Source organism: Acinetobacter sp. TYF_19 (genome assembly GCF_043105125.1).
GTDB classification, from domain to species: Bacteria; Pseudomonadota; Gammaproteobacteria; order Pseudomonadales; family Moraxellaceae; genus Acinetobacter; species Acinetobacter johnsonii.
The window spans coordinates 1-20070 of sequence record NZ_JBICLH010000038.1; the positions used below are offsets into that span (position 1 = coordinate 1).

General features: G+C 40.0%; 21 protein-coding genes, 1 rRNA gene and 1 pseudogene. 16 read left to right on the forward strand and 7 right to left on the reverse strand.

The window, feature by feature from the left end; translation table 11 throughout:
* Window positions 1-106 precede the first annotated feature (106 nt).
* A pseudogene (locus tag ACF8FD_RS04080) lies at window positions 107-789 on the forward strand (transglutaminase family protein).
* Between the two features lie 73 nt (window positions 790-862).
* On the opposite strand, the gene ACF8FD_RS04085 reads toward ACF8FD_RS04080, so the two are convergent.
* Both ACF8FD_RS04085 and ACF8FD_RS04090 read right to left on the reverse strand, forming a co-directional pair.
* Window positions 863-1735, reverse strand: a complete 873-nt coding sequence (locus tag ACF8FD_RS04085; protein ID WP_005401225.1) for an NAD(P)-dependent oxidoreductase — start codon at window positions 1733-1735, stop codon at window positions 863-865.
* 15 nt (window positions 1736-1750) lie between these two features.
* Window positions 1751-2842, reverse strand: a complete 1092-nt coding sequence (locus ACF8FD_RS04090; RefSeq protein WP_058869672.1) for an alpha/beta fold hydrolase — start codon at window positions 2840-2842, stop codon at window positions 1751-1753.
* Between the two features lie 142 nt (window positions 2843-2984).
* On the opposite strand from ACF8FD_RS04090, the gene ACF8FD_RS04095 reads away from it, so the two are divergent.
* From ACF8FD_RS04095 to trpB, 9 genes are all read left to right on the forward strand, one after another.
* Window positions 2985-4172: an O-succinylhomoserine sulfhydrylase gene (locus ACF8FD_RS04095; protein ID WP_234304983.1), complete on the forward strand. Its 1188-nt coding sequence runs from the start codon at window positions 2985-2987 to the stop codon at window positions 4170-4172.
* 28 nt (window positions 4173-4200) lie between these two features.
* Window positions 4201-4530 (forward strand): YbaB/EbfC family nucleoid-associated protein, encoded by a 330-nt coding sequence (locus ACF8FD_RS04100; protein WP_004697049.1) that lies wholly within the window; start codon window positions 4201-4203, stop codon window positions 4528-4530.
* Window positions 4531-4546: 16 nt separating this feature from the next.
* Window positions 4547-5143 (forward strand): recombination mediator RecR, encoded by a 597-nt coding sequence (gene recR / locus ACF8FD_RS04105; RefSeq protein ID WP_004697052.1) that lies wholly within the window; start codon window positions 4547-4549, stop codon window positions 5141-5143.
* Window positions 5144-5348: 205 nt separating this feature from the next.
* Window positions 5349-6491, forward strand: coding sequence for an HRDC domain-containing protein (locus ACF8FD_RS04110; protein ID WP_234304982.1), 1143 nt, complete (start codon window positions 5349-5351; stop codon window positions 6489-6491).
* A 129-nt stretch (window positions 6492-6620) separates the two neighbouring features.
* A complete protein-coding gene (locus tag ACF8FD_RS04115; protein ID WP_004984643.1) occupies window positions 6621-6929 on the forward strand; it encodes a YcgL domain-containing protein in 309 nt (102 codons plus the stop codon).
* Between the two features lie 22 nt (window positions 6930-6951).
* A complete protein-coding gene (locus tag ACF8FD_RS04120; RefSeq protein ID WP_234304981.1) occupies window positions 6952-7335 on the forward strand; it encodes a hypothetical protein in 384 nt (127 codons plus the stop codon).
* A gap of 22 nt (window positions 7336-7357) precedes the next feature.
* Complete coding sequence (locus ACF8FD_RS04125) at window positions 7358-8209, forward strand: AAA family ATPase (protein WP_392453232.1); 852 nt, start codon at window positions 7358-7360, stop codon at window positions 8207-8209.
* Between the two features lie 13 nt (window positions 8210-8222).
* Entirely contained in the window at window positions 8223-9410 is a 1188-nt protein-coding gene (locus tag ACF8FD_RS04130) for a VWA domain-containing protein (RefSeq protein ID WP_281964149.1), read from the forward strand.
* A gap of 42 nt (window positions 9411-9452) precedes the next feature.
* A complete protein-coding gene (gene trpB, locus ACF8FD_RS04135; RefSeq protein ID WP_281964150.1) occupies window positions 9453-10661 on the forward strand; it encodes a tryptophan synthase subunit beta in 1209 nt (402 codons plus the stop codon).
* 134 nt (window positions 10662-10795) lie between these two features.
* Here trpB and ACF8FD_RS04140 read toward each other — a convergent pair whose 3' ends face one another.
* The 3 genes from ACF8FD_RS04140 to ACF8FD_RS04150 all read right to left on the reverse strand — a co-directional run bounded on the left by ACF8FD_RS04140 (window position 10796) and on the right by ACF8FD_RS04150 (window position 12113).
* On the reverse strand, window positions 10796-11227 hold the full coding sequence (locus ACF8FD_RS04140) for a CBS domain-containing protein (RefSeq protein WP_178928683.1): 432 nt from the start codon (window positions 11225-11227) through the stop codon (window positions 10796-10798).
* 131 nt (window positions 11228-11358) lie between these two features.
* Window positions 11359-11739, reverse strand: a complete 381-nt coding sequence (locus ACF8FD_RS04145) for a DUF2750 domain-containing protein (RefSeq protein WP_004697074.1) — start codon at window positions 11737-11739, stop codon at window positions 11359-11361.
* A 140-nt stretch (window positions 11740-11879) separates the two neighbouring features.
* Window positions 11880-12113 carry a hypothetical protein gene (locus tag ACF8FD_RS04150; RefSeq protein WP_279679314.1) on the reverse strand — a complete coding sequence of 78 codons (234 nt, stop codon included), beginning with the start codon at window positions 12111-12113 and terminating at the stop codon, window positions 11880-11882.
* Between the two features lie 217 nt (window positions 12114-12330).
* Between ACF8FD_RS04150 and ACF8FD_RS04155 the strand changes: the two genes are divergently transcribed.
* Window positions 12331-12690, forward strand: a complete 360-nt coding sequence (locus tag ACF8FD_RS04155) for a hypothetical protein (protein WP_234304979.1) — start codon at window positions 12331-12333, stop codon at window positions 12688-12690.
* A gap of 376 nt (window positions 12691-13066) precedes the next feature.
* Here the strand turns inward: ACF8FD_RS04155 and ACF8FD_RS04160 are convergent, their stop codons facing one another.
* Entirely contained in the window at window positions 13067-14659 is a 1593-nt protein-coding gene (locus tag ACF8FD_RS04160) for a M16 family metallopeptidase (protein ID WP_392453235.1), read from the reverse strand.
* Entirely contained in the window at window positions 14659-16038 is a 1380-nt protein-coding gene (locus ACF8FD_RS04165; RefSeq protein ID WP_234304977.1) for a pitrilysin family protein, read from the reverse strand. Before ACF8FD_RS04165 ends, ACF8FD_RS04160 begins: the two co-directional genes overlap by 1 nt.
* Before the next feature lie 195 nt (window positions 16039-16233).
* Here ACF8FD_RS04165 and ftsY point away from each other — a divergent pair, with 195 nt between their 5' ends.
* The 5 genes from ftsY to ACF8FD_RS04190 form a co-directional block, all read left to right on the forward strand.
* Window positions 16234-17340: a signal recognition particle-docking protein FtsY gene (gene ftsY / locus ACF8FD_RS04170; RefSeq protein WP_234304976.1), complete on the forward strand. Its 1107-nt coding sequence runs from the start codon at window positions 16234-16236 to the stop codon at window positions 17338-17340.
* Window positions 17341-17533: 193 nt separating this feature from the next.
* On the forward strand, window positions 17534-17929 hold the full coding sequence (locus tag ACF8FD_RS04175; protein WP_234304975.1) for a hypothetical protein: 396 nt from the start codon (window positions 17534-17536) through the stop codon (window positions 17927-17929).
* Window positions 17930-18102: 173 nt separating this feature from the next.
* Window positions 18103-18696 (forward strand): nitroreductase family protein, encoded by a 594-nt coding sequence (locus ACF8FD_RS04180; protein WP_058869659.1) that lies wholly within the window; start codon window positions 18103-18105, stop codon window positions 18694-18696.
* Between the two features lie 197 nt (window positions 18697-18893).
* Entirely contained in the window at window positions 18894-19556 is a 663-nt protein-coding gene (locus ACF8FD_RS04185) for a DUF2057 family protein (RefSeq protein WP_058869658.1), read from the forward strand.
* A 425-nt stretch (window positions 19557-19981) separates the two neighbouring features.
* Window positions 19982-20070: ribosomal RNA gene (locus ACF8FD_RS04190) — 16S ribosomal RNA — on the forward strand; the annotation flags it as partial.

The window sequence follows — 20070 nt, forward strand, 5'->3', positions numbered from 1 at the left end:
CGAAATTAGGTCGACCACTTACCCAAGTTACGCCTTAAATTTAGCTCAATTAGGGGCGCTTTGCATTTCAAATCTTTGTGCAACAAAGCCAAGTGGCAGTAAAAATATTGACCTTGGACTAACTCCATCGATTCAAAATTTGATTGAACAACGCAAATGGAGAGATCTTGATGAAGTTAATAAGGTGAGAAATATTTATAACTTTGTTCGTGATGAAGTTCAATTTGGCTATAACACGGGAGATACGATACAGGCATCTCAAGTCTTAAGCGACGGTTATGGTCAGTGTAATACCAAAGCAACGTTATTGATGGCGTTACTCCGAGCAGTGGGTGTAGCCATGCGGATGGGTTTACCATCGATAAAGCCCTACAAAAAGGCGCAATCAAAGGCATTTGGTATCAGTTATCGCCCAAGAATATTTTACATAGTTGGGTCGAAGTTCATGTGAATGGACAATGGTATATTCAGGAGGGTGTAATTCTTGATCGACTCTATCTAGAAAAATTACAAAGTATAAATAAGCATCAAACAACAACCTTTTGTGGTTTTGGGGTATTTACCGAGAACTTTGAAAATCCACCTATTGATTGGAATTTGAATGATACTTTTATCCAAGACAAGGGGATTAACCAAGATTTTGGTTTATTTGATAGCCCAGATGATTTTTATAATCTACATCAACAAGAGCTCAGTCCGATACAGCGTATAATTTTTAAATATGTAGTTAGACATTTAATGAATCAAAACGTCAATAAAATTAGAAATAAACAAAAAGCCTCTTTATGAGGCTTCTTGTTAGCGTTCATAGAAATAACTTAACTTATGATTAAAGTTAAAGTACGACTTATTGTGATAAACATTACTCTAAAGTAATTTTGCTCCATGACTCATATAGTTTAACTGCGGAAGAAAAATCGCTGTCTGCTTCAGATAAATCACTGGCACTTTGAATTAAACTTTGAGCCAGTCCAATCACAGGTGCGGATAGTTTTGCTTCGCGGACTAAATCAACGGCAATGCCCGTATCTTTTGCTAATAGGGGGAGTGCAAAAGTAAGCGGGAAGCTGCGGTTGAGAATGCGCTGGGGCAAAACAGTTTCAGTGACGCCACTTTTACCACTCGATGCATTAATGCAATCCAATGCTTCGTTTAAGTTTACGCCATGAGCCTTTAGTGTGGTAAACCCTTCGGCAACAGCACAGAGGTTCACAGCCAAAAGCATATTGTTTACGGCTTTAACTGCAAAACCAGCACCCGATTCGCCCACGTGTTTAATCAGTTTACCAAACGCTTGAATCGCTGGTAGTGCGCGTTCAAAAGCTGCGGCATCACCACCGATCATAACCGTAAGGGTTGCATTATCAGCGCCAATGGTTTGACCACTCACAGGTGCATCTAAAAAGTCGACACCTTGCTGTTTAAGCAGTTCAGCTACTTTTTTTGCAGAAGAAGGTACACCGCTGGTGCAATCGACCCAAATACTGCCTGCTTTAAGCTCAACTTGTGCAAGTAAGTCTTCAATATCTTGACTGGTTGGAAGGCAAGAGAAGACTACATCGGCCTGAACTGCTTGCGCAAGTTCGACCGCCTGCGTGCCATAGGCTTCCGCATGTTGTTTTGCTTTATCAAAATTGCGATTCCATACCCACACGTGTTCAAAGTGTTTAGGTAAGTGTGATGCCATGCGATAACCCATGGCGCCTAGACCGATAAATGCAACTGACTGAATCATCTCAAACCTTAGTATTTAAATTTTACTTGAACGTTCACTTAACCACTGAGCCAGTTGTGGCCAAAATTCATCGGCACTACGCTTACTCGACATCAGTCCTAAATGTCCCCCTGGGATAAGAGTAAACGTGACATCGGTGCTACTTGTCAATTGGGTTAATGGTTGAGCTGCCTCTGCTGTAACAAGTTGGTCTGTTGTCCCCGCAGCTACAAGCAATGAGCACTGTATATTTTTTAAAGCAATGCTTTTCTCATTTAATGTGATTAGTCCAGTTTTGAGTGGATTACGCAGCCAAACATTAAAAAGCATGTCTTGGTTAATGCCGCCGGGATAATCAATCATACGATTGAGAAAACCGCCAATGGTGGCATGTTCATACAAAGCTTCATGGTCATCTAAATTAAGCAGTAGGTTTTTATGACTTTGAAACCAGCCGATAGGATCGATGATTTTAAAACCAAAAGTATTTAACCTTCCAGAGGTATGAAGTAGACCCTTCGGTATTTTGCCCTGATAAATTTGCTGTTGTAATGCTTTGCTTTTTGAAATGATTCGATTGAGATATGCAAAGAACTGTCCATTTCGCCCAGATTTATAACTGTCAATTGGACTCCCTAAAACCATTAAATTTTTCACAAAATTGGGTTGATGCAGGGCGGTATACAGGGTCACGAAAATGCCAGCCATACTCCACCCATGCAGAGAAATTTGCTCGCTGTGGCTATGTTTTAAAATGCTTTGTATACAGAGTGGAATATAATGATCAATAAACGTCAGAAAGTTAAAATGACGGTTATGAATATTTAATTTCCCCCAATCAATCACATATACGGCAAAGCCTTGCTGTTGGAAGTACTTCACCAGTGAGCGATAAGGGTAAAGGTCGTAAATAGACATATTGATGGCTAGCGGGACCACAAAAACCAAGGGTTCTTTATACTTCCGCACTTCAGGTGCGTAATAGCGAATTTGGGTCAGATCAAAAGTTTCAATCACTTCATAAGGTGTGCTTTGTGACAAAATGAGTGACTTTCCATTAAAAATGCGCGTAGAAAGATTCTTTAATTTATTTTGATGCGTTGAAATTTTAGTTTTTAAAGCGTGCATATAGGTCTTAGATCTCAAATAAGCAGAAAGTTTGATCGAAGTCTAATCAATATTCGCGTATTTTACCTTGACCTTAAATAGCCTAGACGCTCAAAATGTTGGCAATTCTTTACAAAGGCAGTCTGTCGACTGAACCAGAGCCATGAGCCTACAAGACGAATTTGAATACCAATTAGATACCTTAGCCATTCGTACTGGGCATACGCGTAGTTTCGAGGGAGAACATGGCGAACCTATCTTTCTAACTTCATCATTTGTCTATGAAAATGCAGCAGAGGCCGCAGCAAAATTTTCAGGTCAAGAGCCAGGGAACATCTACTCGCGTTTTACCAACCCAACTGTTGCAATGTTTGAAAAACGCCTTGCAGCTTTAGAAGGTGCAGAGCGGGCAGTGGCAACCAGTTCAGGTATGGCCGCAATTATGGCCGTGGCAATGTCATTTTTAAAACTGGGCGATCATGTGATTTGTTCACGTGCGGTATTTGGTTCGACCGTATCTTTGTTTGAAAAATATGTGGCTAAGTTTGGTGTAACTGTCGACTTTGTCGATTTAACAGATTTAGATGCATGGAAAAATGCCGTTAAGCCTGAAACTAAATTGCTCTTTGTTGAGTCTCCGTCGAATCCTTTGGCTGAAGTGGCAGACATTCAAGCACTTGCTGATATCGCACATGCCAATGGTGCACTTTTAGCGATTGATAATAGTTTCTGCACACCAGTATTACAGCGTCCAATTGAGTTTGGTGCGGACTTGGTGATTTATTCAGCGACGAAGTATTTGGATGGTCAAGGTCGTGCTCTTGGTGGTGCAGTAGTGGGTAGTCATAAACTACTCGAAGAAGTATTTGGTTATGTGCGTACTACAGGGCCTTCAATGAGTCCTTTCAATGCATGGGTATTTTTAAAAGGCTTAGAGACTTTACGTTTACGTATGCGTGAGCACTCAGCAAGTGCGCAAAAGCTGGCAGAATTCTTAAATACACACCCGAAAGTCGAAAAAGTGTATTACGCAGGTTTACCAGAGCATATTGGGCATGAACTTGCAGCGAAGCAACAAACAGGCTTTGGTGGGATCGTTTCTTTTGAAGTGAAAGGCGAGCGCGAAGGGGCATGGACTGTTATTGACAATACTCAGTTTATTTCAATTACAGGCAACTTGGGCGATGCCAAATCGACTATTACCCATCCTGCAACTACTACCCATGGCAAACTTTCACCAGAAGCGAAACAAGCCGCAGGAATTCGTGAAGGTTTAATTCGTGTTTCTGTTGGTTTAGAAGATATTGATGATATTATTCGCGATATCACACGTGGTTTAGACTTAATCTAATTTTTTAATTTTATGTTCGGAGATTTTAATGAACATTAATATGTTAATGCAACAAGCTCAACGCATGCAAAAAGACATGGAAAGCAACATTAAAAAAGCTAAAGAAGAGCTTGCGCAAACTGAAGTGCATGCTGAAGCTGGTGGTGGTTTGGTTAAAGTGACGATGACTTGCCGTAATGTGGTAAAACGTATCGAAATCAATCCTGAATTATTGCAAGATGATGCAGATATGATTGAAGACTTAATTGCTGCGGCAATGAATGATGCTGCACGTCAAGCCGAAGTAATCACTGAAGAGCGTATGAAAGCTGCGAACTCAGGTGCAGGCTTACCACCAGGTCTAGCTGGTTTATTCTAATTAAGGAATACGTATAGTGTTTAGCGATCGTTTTGATCAATTGGTACAAGCTTTACGTATTTTGCCAAGTGTTGGGCCAAAATCGGCTCAGCGCATGGCGCTTCATCTGATTATGAAAAATCGTGAAGGGGCTGTGGGTCTTGCACATGCTTTGAACGAAGCCACCAGCTATATTCACGAATGCAGTTTGTGTCACTCACTGACCGAAAACGAAGTTTGTGACATTTGCGTCTCGCATGAACGTGACGATCAACTTCTTTGTGTGGTTGAGTCACCCGCAGATGTGATGGCGATTGAGCAAAGTGGCAGTTTCCGCGGTAAATACCATGTATTAGGTGGGCATTTATCTCCACTTGATGGTATTGGGCCTGAAGAGATCGGCATTCCTTATCTAATCCAGCGTTTAGGCGATGGTAAAGTAACAGAAGTGATTTTGGCGACCAATGCAACGGTAGAAGGTCAGGCCACAGCGCACTATTTGGTTGAGGCAACGAAACATTTACCGATCCAAATGACGCGTATTGCACAAGGCGTACCACAGGGTGGCGAACTGGAATATGTCGATAGCCATACCTTAAGCCAAGCTGTACATAATAGAATGCGAATGAAATAAGTATTTCGATACTTGTTTCATTTTTTAGTTGAGCTACAAGATTGAAATCTTGAGTAAGATAAAAAAATATTAATTTGAATCTAGTTGTATAAAAAAATCACAAAAAACGGCAAATAATTAAAAAACCCTTAGAAATCTTGATAGCTAAATGATCTTATTCAGGTAAGATAGCCCAAAGAGCATCTAGCATTAGACGCAGTAGGATATGTTTCAGTTTATTCAGCAGCAACAAGACTTAACACCAGTCTTAGAAAAAATGGATCGTAATGAAGTCTATGGACTCGATACAGAATTCATCAAAGTCGACACCTTATGGCCAAAGTTAGGCGTATTTCAGATCAATGTCGAAAACAATGTCTATTTACTCGATGGTACGACACTCGATTTAACTGAATTTTGGAATAAACTTTTTCGTGCACAGCAAAATGTCTTTCATGCATGTAGTGAAGATATCGACCTGATTTATCACTATGCACAGCATAAAACCTTAAACAATGTATTTGATACCCAAGTGGGTATGTCTTTTTTAGGACATGGTCTACAAGTGAGCTATCAAAATGCCCTGAAACAAATGTTGGATGTCGATATCGATAAAGGGGAAACCCGCTCAAACTGGTTGGCGCGGCCATTAAGCCCTGCACAATTGAGCTATGCGGCAAACGATGTGCTGTACTTGATGAATCTCTCAGAAAAAGTTAAACAAGAACTAGATTCCAAGTCACTCTTACATTTTGCACTTGAAGACTGTCAGCATCTGACGCAAGAAATCGCGACAGAAACACCTTTGCATTTACTCTATCAAGATATTGGTAACTATCGACATTCACGTCGTCAGTTAATGCAGTTACAGCAGTTGGCAGTGTGGCGTGAACAGATGGTAAAAGCGCTTAATACGCCACGTAGTTTCATTTTGAAAAACTCAAGCATGATTGATTTGGCTGAGAAAAATCCAAAAAATGCTTTTCAGTTATCGGGTGTAAAAGACATACGTCAAAACGTTGTCCGCGAGCATGGCAAAACTATTTTAGATTTAGTGAAGTTCTTGCCTGAGCAAGCAGATTGGCCGCTACGCATGGCACGTCCCATCCGTCATTCTTCAAAAGATGTAGGGGAGAAGATTGATCATTTAATTCAAAATGTGGTCAATGAAACCAGCATTCCTAAAGAAGTGTTGATGCGCAAAAAGTGGATGAACGCACTGCATCAACATGTAGTTTTTCATAATGATGAGCAAGACTTGCCTGATTATTTATTAGGTTGGCGCTATGATTTGTTAACCCAACCTTTAATTCAACTCCTACGCCGTGATGAAAGCTATCTTTCGACGCAAATGAAAGTCATGGATTAATAATTAGTCAATTGGTCTGAAGTTTGAATATTTATACAAAATCACGACTGATGCGTTAATCATGACTAATGTCAGCTGCTTTTATTTGATGTATCCTGTGGCTTGAGTTATTTGAGTGCTGTTTTAGATATGCAATGTTCTATTTATAAATCAAGCAAAAAAGATGAAATGTATCTTTATATTGCTTGTCCAACTGAAGCTGATCAAGCCGCTGAAGATTTTAGCCCATTGAATGTTTTACCTGAAGCTGTTCGTGTTGCATTTGGTCGAGCGACTTTTGTAATGTCATTAGAGCTGAGTGAAGCGCGTAAATTGGCCCGTGTAAATGTATTGCATGTCATGGATTCGATTCAAACTCAAGGCTTCTTTCTACAAATGCCGCCAGAAGGATTAATCAATCCGAACGCTGCGGCACCAGAAGGCCTTCGTGGCGCATAAAGCATAATTCAGGAGTTGCACCGTGGATAGTTTTCTTTCAATGCTCGATTCAATTCCTGAAGATAGTATTGCTGTCACAGTTTACCTTTTGGGCAGTTTGCTGATTTTGTGGTGTTGGTATTCCATTGCTACACGCCTGCCGAAGCTGTTGGGTGGCATCACATGGATCATGATCTTTGCCATTTTATTGACGCCAACGGTTTCCGAAGGTCCAAACTCATCGATTGCACCGGCTATTTTTGGCTTGCTTTTCGGTGTGTTAACGAAAGAATCAGCACTCATTTGGTCAAATTTGTCACTGATTCTCTTTGTCATGGGGGTGGGGCTTGTGATCGGTTTCTTTTGGTCAAAATATGTGGCTAATAAAACCAAAGAAGTTATCAGTAACAATCATTCACCGCTGTAATTAATAAAAATAAGGTTTAATCATGTCTGTTGAAACACAACAATTTACGGGTACAGATCAGTACATCGCTACCGATAGTTTAAAACTTGCTGTAAAAGCTGCACGTAGCTTACAAAAGCCTTTATTGGTCAAAGGTGAGCCGGGTACGGGCAAAACTTTATTGGCTGAACAAGTGGCTGAGAGCTTAGGCTTAAAATTATTGACTTGGCACATCAAGTCAACCACAAAAGCCCAGCAAGGTTTATATGAGTATGATGCGGTTTCACGTCTACGTGACAGCCAACTGGGTGACGACCGTGTATATGACATTAAAAACTATATTAAACCGGGTAAATTGTGGGAAGCGTTCACCAGTGAAGAACGTTGTGTTTTATTGATTGATGAAATTGATAAGGCGGACATTGAGTTTCCAAACGACTTGTTGCATGAATTGGATAAGATGTCTTTTTATGTCTATGAGACGGGCGAAACCATTACTGCATCACAACGTCCTATTGTGATTATTACTTCAAATAATGAAAAAGAACTTCCAGATGCATTCTTGCGTCGTTGTTTCTTCCATTATATTGAATTTCCAGACGACGCAACCATGCGTGAAATTATTGATGTTCATTTTCCGCAAATTTCAACTGCATTGGTCAATGAAGCATTGCAAGTTTTCTTCCAATTACGTCAAGTTCCGGGTCTAAAAAAACCACCATCAACCTCTGAGTTGATTGACTGGTTAAGCTTGCTGATGGCCGATGATATGCCAGAAGATGTACTGCGTAATCATGATAAGTCTAAAGCCATTCCACCTTTATATGGTGCACTCATTAAAAACGAACAAGATGTACAGTTGCTTGAACGTTTAGCCTTTATGTCACGTCGTTAAAGGAGAAACACGCATGTTTGTGCGCTTGTTTTATACCTTACGCAAATACGGTGTTCCCGTCTCGACGCGTGAATTGATCGATCTGAATGAAGCTGTTGCTTCAGGTTTGGTCTTTGCCGATCAAGAAGAATTTTATCAACTCGCCAAAACCATTATGGTGAAAGATGAGCGCTTCTTTGACAAATTTGACCGAGGTATGAAGGACTACTTTGATGGCATTTCAACTTTTGATTTAGATGATTTACTGAATAAAGTTCAAAAGTTACCGAAAGACTGGTTCGATTTAGAACTCTTAGAAAAGCATCTAACTCCTGAGCAGCGTGAAGAATTAAAGAGAGCAGGCTCATTAGAAGAACTTATGAAAATGCTGGAAGAACGCTTACGCGAGCAGCATAAGAAACATCAGGGTGGAAACAAGATGATCGGCACTGGGGGAACGTCTCCATTTGGTGCTTATGGTGATCATCCTGAAGGGGTACGTATTGGTGGGCCGGGACGTAAACGTTCTGCTGTGAAAGTTTGGGAACAACGTAAATATCAGAATTTGGATGATGATCAAATTCTCGGAACACGCCAAATGCAAATGGCATTGCGTCGTTTACGTAAATTTGCTAGACAAGGTGCTGCTGAAGAGTTAGACATCGACGGTACAATTCGTGAAACAGCGAAGCAAGGCATACTTGATGTGCAGCTCGTGCCTGAGCGTCGTAATCGTATTAAGGTGCTGATGTTGTTTGATGTGGGTGGATCGATGGATTCACACATTGCGCAATGCGAAAAACTGTTTAGTGCGGCAAAAACTGAGTTTAAAACCTTAGAATATTTCTATTTCCATAACTGTTTATATGACTATGTTTGGAAAGACAATGTGCGTCGCTCAAGCACCCGTATGAATACGTGGGATTTATTCAATACCTATGGACGCGACTATCGTGTAATTGTGGTTGGAGATGCCTCTATGGCACCTTATGAACTCAATTCTGTGGGTGGTTCGGTTGAATATATGAATGATGAAGCAGGCAATGTCTGGCTACAGCGTTTACGCAATCATTTTGAAAAAACAGCATGGTTGAATCCAGAAGAAGACCGTTATTGGCATTACACCCATACGATTGGTTTAATTAAGCAAATTTTTGAAGATCATATGTACCCAATGACCCTCAAAGGCGTTGAGGATATGACTAAGTATTTAGCACGATAAAGCTGGAAAAAAAGCACATTTTAAGAATAAGGATCATAAAAAATGGATCATCATATTAATGGTATTGCTTTGCCGAATGAAGCGGGCTTTTTTGGGAACTATGGTGGTCAGTTTATCCCACCTCACTTAAAAGCGGCAATGGATGACATTAAAGTCGCTTACGAGCAAATTCGTGCAACAGAAGAATTTCAAACTGAACTTGCTGAACTGTTTGCGCACTATGTTGGTCGTCCAAGTCCGTTGTTTTATGCAAAACGGTTATCTGAACAGTTGGGCGGGGCACAGATCTATCTCAAGCGTGAAGACTTAAACCACACAGGCGCACATAAAATTAATCACTGTTTGGGTGAAGCGCTGCTTGCAAAATATATGGGTAAAACCAAAGTGATTGCAGAAACGGGTGCGGGCCAACACGGCGTTGCTCTAGCAACCGCCTGTGCTTTGGTCGGGATTCCGTGTGAAATTCATATGGGGCAGGTGGATATTGAAAAAGAACATCCCAATGTCGTCAAAATGAAAATCCTTGGAGCAACACTCATTTCAGTGACACGTGGTACTGCAACATTGAAAGATGCTGTGGACAGTGCTTTTGAAGAGTATTTAAAAGATCCAACCAATTATATCTATGCTATTGGTTCGGTTGTTGGGCCACATCCATTTCCAATGATGGTGCGCGACTTCCAGTCGATTATTGGTAAAGAAATTAAAGAACAAACCCATGAGCGCTTTGGTACGAACCCAGATTATGTGGTTGCATGTGTGGGTGGTGGTTCAAATGCTATGGGTGCTTTCACCGCATTTTTAAACGATGCAGATGTGAAACTGATTGGTGTAGAGCCTGCTGGTCATGGTTTAGATACCGACATGCACTCGGCAACCTTAACTTTAGGTAAACCAAGTCAGATTCATGGTATGGCGTGTTATGTACTTGAAAATGATCAAGGTGAACCGTTACCAGTGCATTCGATTGCTTCAGGTTTAGATTATCCTGGTGTCGGGCCTCAGCACAGTCTGCTGAAAGACTTGGGTCGTGTCGAATATACCACTGCGACTGATCAAGAGTGCTTGGATGCATTTATGCGCTTGTCTCGTGTTGAAGGGATTGTTCCTGCACTTGAAAGTTCACATGCCGTAGCATGGGCGCTTCGTGAGGCTCCAAAGTTGGCCAAAGATATTAAAATTGTGGTGAATGTATCTGGTCGTGGCGACAAAGATGCAGACTATGTCGCTGCAAAATTAGGTCTGAACTAAGTTTTAAGCCTTTCATATTTACATATAAAAATCCCTGCTTAGTGCAGGGATTTTTATATGGTTTCGGCTTTATTTTTATCATTAGTACCCAATGCCTAGTATATGTTTATGATTAAACCCCTAAACATTAAAACTTAACCTGAAATATACTGTTGTAGTTGCTCAATCAGTTTCTTTTGATCATCCATTGCTGCTTTCACCAAGTCACCAATCGAAATCAGTCCCAATAATTGATCTTGTTCAACCACAGGCAAGTGACGTAGGTGGCGATCTGTCATCAGGTCTAAACATTCTTCAACCGTAACTGCTGTTGTGACCGTCAGTACTTTTGCTGTCATAATTTCATTGACTGTGGTTTGCTTTGAAGTACGTTCCATCAACATGACTTTGCGCATATAGTCACGTTCGGACAATATACCTACAACGCGTTCTTCGTGTGTGACCACAAGTGCACCAATGCCTTTATCTGCCATAAGTGAAATTGCTTCAAGAACCGTGGCTTCAGGGCTGATGGTGTAGATTGCTTGATGTACTTTATCTTTTAATACTTGAGCAACATTGGTCATAGGGCATATCCTCGGTTGTGGTTATTGTTTTATATTTAAATTAGCGCGATTTAAAAAAAAAGCAAATACTTTACAGTCATAGCTCTCAATAAAATAACAAGTTAATTACGTCTTATTGTTCTTAATGAGCTTTAAGCTGGCGCTAGAATAGGGTCATTGAAGAAAAAGTGGCGCATTTGAGACGTACTGAGCTTCATGCGTTTTGTGCCGTTACATAGCGCTGGTGTGACTTTTAAACGTGACAGAGTAGGCAGTAATGCGCTCTGGAAATCCTGCGGCGTGATTTTTTTAGGAATATAGTTTGGCCAGTGCAATTGAGCATATTGGTGTGCGTGTAAACCATTGAGCCAAAAGGGGAAAACATAGTCATCGTGATCTGAGGTCATCGCCCAGCCTTGCTGTTCAGCGTTGTAAAGCCCCCAAAGAATACCGCAGTACATCATGCCTCTTAGAATATTGATTTTTAAATATAAATGATTTGAAATCGGTTGTAGTTTCAAAATTTTGTACATAGCGTTATGTCATTAAGGAACATGACGCTATTTTAAATAATTAAGATGAAAGTTCAGTGTAAGCTTTGCATAACTATGTAAATAAATATGTCATATCAAAATGTTAGGCTTAAAAAAAACGCCACCTAGGTGACGTTTTATTATGCTTTCATGGTGGCAAGCTGTTGCCAGTATTGTGCTTTAAGCGAGTCGCGCTCTACGCGGAAACCTTGATAATAAAGTTCTGCCAAAAATAGTGCTGCTTTACCGTGACCAGCGCGTGCAACGCTTTCTAACTGTTGTACTGCTTCTACGAAGTTCATTTGTGATTGAATGGTGTTTACTGCATCCGCATACGCATGTTCTAAGTCATAATGAGAGATTTGTTGAATCATATTAAGCTCCTTATTCTAATTATGATCACTTAAAGGTATTTTTACCTTTAGATATAAATATCACGCTAATGTTAAATATTTATTACAAATTGCTGGAATTGTCAAATATATTGTCGAGTATTCTTCATCTTATTTTGTTTACATGATTAAACAATGAACAATCAAAAGATTGAATATGATAATAAAACAGGAAACTGTATTTTATAAGGAGAATAACATGACAAATACATTAGACGGTTTTGATTTTGATATGCCTCCAACTGTTTCTCAAATTGTAGCGTTGGCGCAATATCACCGAACACTATTAGATGAAGCAGTTTTCCATCAAGAAATTCATCTTGGGGATTTTTGTTTGGCACAACGTAAACGAGTTTATGATTTCACACGTCAGCTTGATGAAAATCAACGGGTTGATTTTTATGAAACATACAATGGGGAGCTAAGACGTATTGCAGATGACGATCCTGCACACCCTGCAGATGCAGAAAATGGTGTTGGGGCTTTCGCCATTATGATTGCATTGGGGGTAATTGCCTTGGTGCTCTATTTTGCAGTTGTTCGTAGCATTGTTGGTTAGACTTTTGCTTTACAAACAATCTGACTTGCTGAAATTATGTCCTCTTTAGCATTAATGGGGGCATTTTTCAGCATTTCAACTTGTGATTATGCAATTCGCTACTTACACTAGTTTCACTAGAGGTAGGTTATGCACATTGCGATCCAAAAAATTCTTAAATTAAAATCACAGATTACGCTTGTACAAATTTATAATGGTTTGATGACGTCGATCATTATGCTCATTGTCGTTTTATCGAGTATTGCTTTATCTCGACCCATTTCTCCAAGCCAATTTGAAAATGTAAGTCGCTTATCTCATCAAGCGACTTTCCCAGAAACACAAGAGATGGCTCAAGATCTGGTTTTGGAAAACCAGATTTCCTATATTGATTACTTTAGATTAATGCAGGCTCATCAGTTTGAGCTGAATCGGGCGAAGCAGCTTCCGGCATTGGCTCCGGAGGTTCAATAATCGCAGGACTTTGATCAGGATGCGGCATGCTTTGCTTAATATTCGGGTCAAGATTCAATTCTAAAATATGTCGAAGTTGCTCTTTATCTAAAGCATTACTGACAATCACAAGGGTAAGACTTTCAGGGTGAATGTGTTTACGTATTGCATTTTGGACATCTAAAGGCGTGATCGCAGCTAAACGTTTTGGGTAGTCGGCTAAATAATTCGCATCTTGTTGATAAAATCCTATAGAGCCCAGTTGTGCGTTGATGTTTGCATTGCTGCTATAGCTGTTAGGTAGGCTGCGTAACATACCGGCTTTAGTTTCTTCTAACTGCTGTGCATCAATTGGTTGATGGACAAAGTCAACTAGGGCTTTATGCGCCACTTGTATGCTGTCCATGAGCTGATCTTGCTGGGTTGAATAACTTAGACTAAAACTTCCAGCCGCTTGGCTAAATGTAAAAGCACTGTTTGCTCCATAGGTGTATCCACGTTTAACGCGTAGTTCTTTCATTAAAATGGAGCTAAATCCACCCCCACCCAACATACGGTTAGCTAGTTCGAGTGCTAAACGATCCGGATCATCCCGCGTGGTTGATAGATGTCCCATGGTGACATGGGCTTGAGTTGAATTAAACAGAATGTGTTGAATATCAAAGTTAGGTTTATCTTGCGGTAGAGCAAGTGGCTTTGCCGTTTCACCTTGTGGGAGGGCTGCACTTATTCGTTCAGCCAGTTTCTGTGCTTGTTTCACACTGAGTTGGCCTGTTAGTGCAATATTCATATTTTGACTAACCAAAAACTCATCTCTGAATTTTTTTAAGTGCTGAGTCGTAATTTTTTTAATACTGCCATTGGTGCCTGTAATCGGTTCCGCATAAGGATGTGAACCGTAGAGCGCACGATAAAAACGAATGCTCATCAATCGACTCGGGCTTTCTTTCAACTGTTTCTGACCCACTTGGGTATTACTTACCATCAAACTAATACTGTTATTTTTAAAAGTAGAGTCTTTTAATACTTCAAGCATGGTACTCACTGCAGCATCTAGTTTTTTAGGGTCAGACAACGAACGCAGTCGAACCACAAACATGTCACGGTGTGCAGCTACACTAAAACGAGCCCCGACTTGTTCAAAGGCATTCGCGATTTCAACTGCATCATGTTGCGAAGTGCCTTCATCGATGAGTTGTGCCGCCATATTGGCAACACCATATAGGCCTTTTTCTACTTCTATATCTCGTGCAGAGCCTGCATTAAAGGTAAGTTGAATATCCACCATAGGTAAGGCGGGTGACTCAACAAATAGACTTCGAACTTTGTATTTGTTCTTAAGTTCGTGTACATGTGGTGCTGTATAAAGGTCGCTGGTTTGAACTTGTTTTAAGCTTTGTAGAGAAGCAATAGACTGTAATGTACGTGGGTCATCATTGCTAATACTACTTGTACTTACATCTGCAATTACATTGGTAGTGCAAAAGGTAGACAAGGTAATAAATAATAGGTGAAAGATGGTCTTTTGATTTTTCATTATTTTGTGGCCTTCTTTTCTGGTTGAAGGTACAACGTACTTAAGTTATCTCTGATAAAAGCAGTTTGAGCAACGTGCTGAATATCTTCAGGTGTAACCGCTTCAAAATGCTGTGGAAGCTGATCCATTAGCCGATAATTCAAGCCATTCACGGCTAAGTTTCCAATCATCTTTGCTTGCCCGACTATGTCATCTTGACCATAAATTAAGTTTGCAACAAAGCGTGTGCTAATCCGTTCAAGCTCTTGTGGTTGAACAAGTTCTGTTTTGAGTCGCTCAATTTCATATTCAATGGCTTTTTGTAGTTCAGGAAGTTCCACGCCAGTGACTGGAAGTGCGGAGATACTAAATAGACTGTCTCCACGGTTATAAGGGTCATAACTGACACTCAGTGCGGTCGCTAATTTTTTGTCGCGTACAAGGCGCTGTTGTAATCGAGAGCTGATCCCGCTATCTAATAAGCTTCGAATAAGTGTGAGTGCGTAAACATCTTCCGGATTGCTTGCTGTTGCAAGTGATTTGACATTCCAAGCCATATATAAATTTGGCACCTCAACATTGGTATTTTGCTCCATGTGACGGTAGCCAATGTTCTCAAACTCAGTCACATCATTGCGTACAGGTGTTGGATGACTTTTGATGTCACCAAAGTATTTTTGAACTTGTCTGAGGGCGGATTCTGCATTGACATCACCCACAATCACCAAGATCGCATTGTTTGGGCTATACCATTTTTGATACCACTGCTTCACGTTATCTAGACTGATATTTTGCAAGTGTTTCATGTGCCCAATGACAGGTTGACGATAGTGGCTTGTGGGATACGAAATCCATTTAAAACGTTCGAAAGCGAGTGAACGAGGGTTGTCATCGGTACGCAGGCGTCTCTCCTCCATCACCACTTTAATTTCAGGGTCAAAGTCTTGTTTCCGTAGTAATAGATTGTGCATACGATCCGCTTCAAGCTCTAAAGCCATCGGGAAGTAGGTTTTAGGATAAAGCTGATAGTAATTGGTGTAATTGGTAAATGTTGCGGCATTTACTGTACCGCCATAGATTCGACTTAAGCGACTGAATTCGTCATTGGGAACTTTGGATGTGCCTTTAAACATCATATGTTCCAGCACATGCGAAATACCCGTTATATTTCCAGACTCATCGGTACTGCCGACTTTGTACCAAATTTGGGTCATGACCATTGGGGAGCGATGATCTTCACGGATAATTACTTGCAAGCCATTGCTTAAAGTAGTTTCAAAACTACTGCGGGTAAGTTCACTGCGTATTTGTGCATGGGTAGTTATAGGTAAATAAACTAGAGTTAAACCCAGTGCAACTAAACTTTTTTTATAAGAATGCGTGACTAATAAGTGATGCATATAAAATTTGGGCTCAGGTTGAAGTGAAGTTAAAGCATTTCAATAAATAACCATTCTTAAGAAAAATGCGAAGTAGATCAAGCGCCAGAAGTATTGATTTGTTAAGTGTTTACATAAAGTATTGTTGCTAAGCGAAAGCCTATCTTTTATGGTAGAATCCGTCTTTTTTAACGCAGTGCTTTTCAAGGATTCGGCATGCAACAGCAATCTAATGAGCAGAACAAATTTTTGATTGATGCTGATATCGGGGATGACGATGTCACACTACCAAGTTTACCTGTGGTCAATGTGCCAATCGTTGAAACAAAAGAGCAAACAGTGGTTAATCCAGTCATTGTGACTGAAACAAGCTCAGAAGAAACAGAAGCATCTGAACGGGGTGGTTTCTTTAGCCGCATGAAAGAAGGGTTAACCAAAACCCGTAAAAACCTTGCCGATGGTATGGTCAATATTTTGATCGGCGGTAAGGAAATTGATGACGAACTGCTTGAAGAAGTTGAAGAACAGCTTCTAGTAGCTGATATCGGTGTTGATGCAACGAAAACCATTATTACCAACTTAACTGAACGTACTGCACGTGGCGATTTAATTTACTCGCACTCGCTCTATAAAGCACTTCAAGAAGAGTTGGTCGCTTTACTTGCACCACGTGTGAAACCTTTACACATCGATCCGAACAAAACGCCTTATGTGATTTTGGTGGTGGGTGTAAACGGTGTGGGTAAAACCACAACCATTGGTAAATTGGCAAAACGCTTACAAGGTGAAGGCAAGAAAGTGATGCTTGCTGCGGGGGATACTTTCCGTGCGGCAGCGACTGAACAGCTTCAAATTTGGGGTGAACGTAATAATATTGCCGTAGTCGCACAAGGCCATGGTGCTGACAGTGCTTCTGTCATTTTCGATGCGTTTGAAAGTGCGCGTGCGAAAGGTGTTGATGTCTTGATTGCAGATACCGCAGGTCGTTTACATAATAAAGGTCATCTCATGCAAGAGTTGACCAAAGTAAAACGTGTCATGCAAAAAATCGATGCGACTGCGCCACATGAAGTTATGTTGGTGGTCGATGCAGGAACGGGTCAAAATGCGATTAATCAAGTAGAAATGTTTGATGAGGCAGTTGGTTTGACAGGCCTGACGATTACCAAGCTCGATGGTACTGCGAAAGGTGGTGTACTATTTAATATTGCCAGTCGTACGCATGTTCCAATTCGCTTCATTGGTGTCGGCGAGAAAATTGACGACTTACGTCCTTTCTCTGCAAAATCCTTTGTTGCTGCTTTGTTCGAAACAGAGAAATAAGATTGAACAGCACAATTTTAAAGTGTTAGATCAGTCACATAAACTCCGCTAAATGCGGAGTTTATTTTTTGATTCAATTTGTTTGTTTTAAAAACAAGCATTTAGAAATCACGTAATGAATATAAGTGATTCTCCTGAGATTACACTAGTACCTAACACAATAGGCATCACTGTACATTTTGGGGAACACGGTATGGCTTTATTACATAAAATTGGACAAGTTCTAACAATGGACTTAACCAAAGACTTAAAATTTAAAAAAAATCACGAAGAAGACCTAAAACAAACCACATTTATCGATCAACTAAAAAAGCGCCGTAGTATTTATGTTTTAGGGAAGCGTGTGCATTTAAGTCAGGTGTATTTAGCTGAATTGATCCAATATGCTGTATGGACATGTTTAGCAGATGCAGGTTTAGGTGCCTCATTGCAACATTATAACCCAAGTATTGATGCTGATATTTCCAAGGTTTTTGAGATTCCAAAACATTGGCTGTTACGTGCACAATTGGTCTTTGGTTCGATAGAGGAAAAAGCCGCTGAAAAAGAACATTATAAAGATGAAGAGCGCTTTATGATCTATGCATAATGACACGGAATAATCTTTAGTGGCTTCTAGATCAAGTTTTGTAATGTTATGGCATATTGTTCTATTTTTAAGACACTATGTCGCTGAACTAAGCATGTTCAAATTCAAAATATTAGCTATGATGAATATGAATCTGTATATAACAAGATCGTGAGATCGCTGAGGAAAATAACATGTCATTTTTAGACCACATAAAACAACGTCGTACCATTTATGCTGTTGGTAAAAATGTAGCATTAACACCAGAACAAATTGAATCTGTCATTAAAGAAGCGGTAAATCACAGCCCTTCTGCATTTAACTCACAGACTTCTCGTATTGTGACTTTGTTTGGTGAGTCGCATTTACAGCTTTGGAATATCGTGCGTGAAACTTTACGTAAAATTGTTCCAGAAGCTGCTTTTGAAGGCACAAATACCAAAATTAATAGCTTTGCTGCAGGCTATGGTACGGTTTTATTTTATGAAGACCAAGATGTTGTAAAATCATTGCAGGAACAATTTGCGCTTTATGCAGATAATTTCCCAGTGTGGTCTGAACATTCTTCTGCAATTGCTCAATTTGCCGTATGGACTGCGTTATCTGAACAAAATATTGGTGCGTCATTACAGCATTACAATCCAATCGTAGATGCAGAGATTGCAGAGATCTTCGATATCCCTGCGAATTGGAAACTTCGTGCGCAACTTGTTTTTGGTTCTATTGAAGCACCAGCGGGTGAGAAAACATTTATGGCGGAAGCGGACCGCTTTAAAACATTCAATTAATAGCTAGTTTTTAAAATGAGAAAGAGCAGAGTAAGTTTGCTCTTTTTTTGTTTAGTGATTTATCTTTAAAATATCAAAGCTTAGCAATATATATTGTAGTTGTGAGTTGGTTCTAAGCTCATAAATTGTCATAAAATTGTCATTTATACACTGCATAGTGCAACTAAACTTTAATAAACCATCGATAGAGTGTAAAAATGACCTTACGCATAACCCTTGCAACAGCAGCATTGATGTTGAGTACTTCAGTATTTTCAGCGGTGTCTATTACTGCTCCAGAGGAAATAAAAATTGAAGGCTTAAATGGGCAAGAGGTTAAGAGTCGTTTATTCAGTTCTGACAACAAATATAATATTGATGCTGGTGAAAATATTATCAGTGTTCGCTATACCCAGTTTTTTGAAGAGCATCCGGGTATTGGCTCCCACGATATCGTTCGCTCAGGGATTGTAAATATTAAGACCCCAATTTTACAAGACCAACAGTCTTACCGTTTGGCACTGATCAATCCTCCGCAAAACCATGATGATGCTAAGGCTTATGCTAAGCAGCCGATCTTTGGTCTCTACAATGCCAAGAATCAGTTATTGGTTGAGCAAAAGGGCGGTAAAACTCAAAATGCAGGCATTCTTCAAAATTTATTTAGCGATGCACCAACCGATCTAACTCAAAAAGCAACGACAGTGGTACAGCCTGCCCCGGTCTATACGTCACAAGCTGTTGTTGCGAAAGCTGGGATCGAGAAACAAAAAGATTTAACAAGTTCTGGCAATGCCCAACAATTAATTAATAGTTGGAAAAATGCATCTAAATCTGAACGCCAAGCGTTTATGGCTTGGCTTGCTGAACAAGCACAGTAGCTGGTACATTCTAAAAAACAGCGTTAGCTGTTTTTTTTATTTAGATGGCGTAATTATATGGTGGATAACTTGATAATATTGACTATAATTTAATCTAAAACGTTTGTTTTGATTTAAAAACAACCAGTCGAGTGGATTTTTTAAATTATTTATATAAATGCACTTGCGCTGCAAATAAAACTGTATAGAATACGCAGCACACCAACGCAATGTAGTGAATAACTTAAGGCGAAGGTCTTGCTGATGAGGAATCAGCAAGAAGATCATTAAGAGATTATGAAGAACAACTTGTGTGGATTTTTACTGATTGATCGATCGAAAATATTTCATTGATTGAATGGTAAAAATTACTCGAAGTTTATTTGAGAAATATTTGTCAGAAAATTGATGAGCCAAGATTTGTAGCCATAAGCTACTAATGATTTTAACTGAAGAGTTTGATCATGGCTCAGATTGAACGCTGGCGGCAGGCTTAACACATGCAAGTCGAGCGGGGTGATGTAGCTTGCTACAT

Coding starts and splice junctions, on each gene's coding strand:
- ACF8FD_RS04085 (WP_005401225.1), bottom strand. CDS start 1,735: ATGATTCAGTCAGTTGCATTTATCGGTCTAGGCGCCATGGGTTATCGC.
- ACF8FD_RS04090 (WP_058869672.1), bottom strand. CDS start 2,842: ATGCACGCTTTAAAAACTAAAATTTCAACGCATCAAAATAAATTAAAG.
- ACF8FD_RS04095 (WP_234304983.1), top strand. CDS start 2,985: ATGAGCCTACAAGACGAATTTGAATACCAATTAGATACCTTAGCCATT.
- ACF8FD_RS04100 (WP_004697049.1), top strand. CDS start 4,201: ATGAACATTAATATGTTAATGCAACAAGCTCAACGCATGCAAAAAGAC.
- ACF8FD_RS04110 (WP_234304982.1), top strand. CDS start 5,349: ATGTTTCAGTTTATTCAGCAGCAACAAGACTTAACACCAGTCTTAGAA.
- ACF8FD_RS04115 (WP_004984643.1), top strand. CDS start 6,621: ATGCAATGTTCTATTTATAAATCAAGCAAAAAAGATGAAATGTATCTT.
- ACF8FD_RS04125 (WP_392453232.1), top strand. CDS start 7,358: ATGTCTGTTGAAACACAACAATTTACGGGTACAGATCAGTACATCGCT.
- ACF8FD_RS04130 (WP_281964149.1), top strand. CDS start 8,223: ATGTTTGTGCGCTTGTTTTATACCTTACGCAAATACGGTGTTCCCGTC.
- trpB (WP_281964150.1), top strand. CDS start 9,453: ATGGATCATCATATTAATGGTATTGCTTTGCCGAATGAAGCGGGCTTT.
- ACF8FD_RS04140 (WP_178928683.1), bottom strand. CDS start 11,227: ATGACCAATGTTGCTCAAGTATTAAAAGATAAAGTACATCAAGCAATC.
- ACF8FD_RS04145 (WP_004697074.1), bottom strand. CDS start 11,739: ATGTACAAAATTTTGAAACTACAACCGATTTCAAATCATTTATATTTA.
- ACF8FD_RS04150 (WP_279679314.1), bottom strand. CDS start 12,113: ATGATTCAACAAATCTCTCATTATGACTTAGAACATGCGTATGCGGAT.
- ACF8FD_RS04155 (WP_234304979.1), top strand. CDS start 12,331: ATGACAAATACATTAGACGGTTTTGATTTTGATATGCCTCCAACTGTT.
- ACF8FD_RS04160 (WP_392453235.1), bottom strand. CDS start 14,659: ATGAAAAATCAAAAGACCATCTTTCACCTATTATTTATTACCTTGTCT.
- ACF8FD_RS04165 (WP_234304977.1), bottom strand. CDS start 16,038: ATGCATCACTTATTAGTCACGCATTCTTATAAAAAAAGTTTAGTTGCA.
- ftsY (WP_234304976.1), top strand. CDS start 16,234: ATGCAACAGCAATCTAATGAGCAGAACAAATTTTTGATTGATGCTGAT.
- ACF8FD_RS04175 (WP_234304975.1), top strand. CDS start 17,534: ATGGCTTTATTACATAAAATTGGACAAGTTCTAACAATGGACTTAACC.
- ACF8FD_RS04180 (WP_058869659.1), top strand. CDS start 18,103: ATGTCATTTTTAGACCACATAAAACAACGTCGTACCATTTATGCTGTT.
- ACF8FD_RS04185 (WP_058869658.1), top strand. CDS start 18,894: ATGACCTTACGCATAACCCTTGCAACAGCAGCATTGATGTTGAGTACT.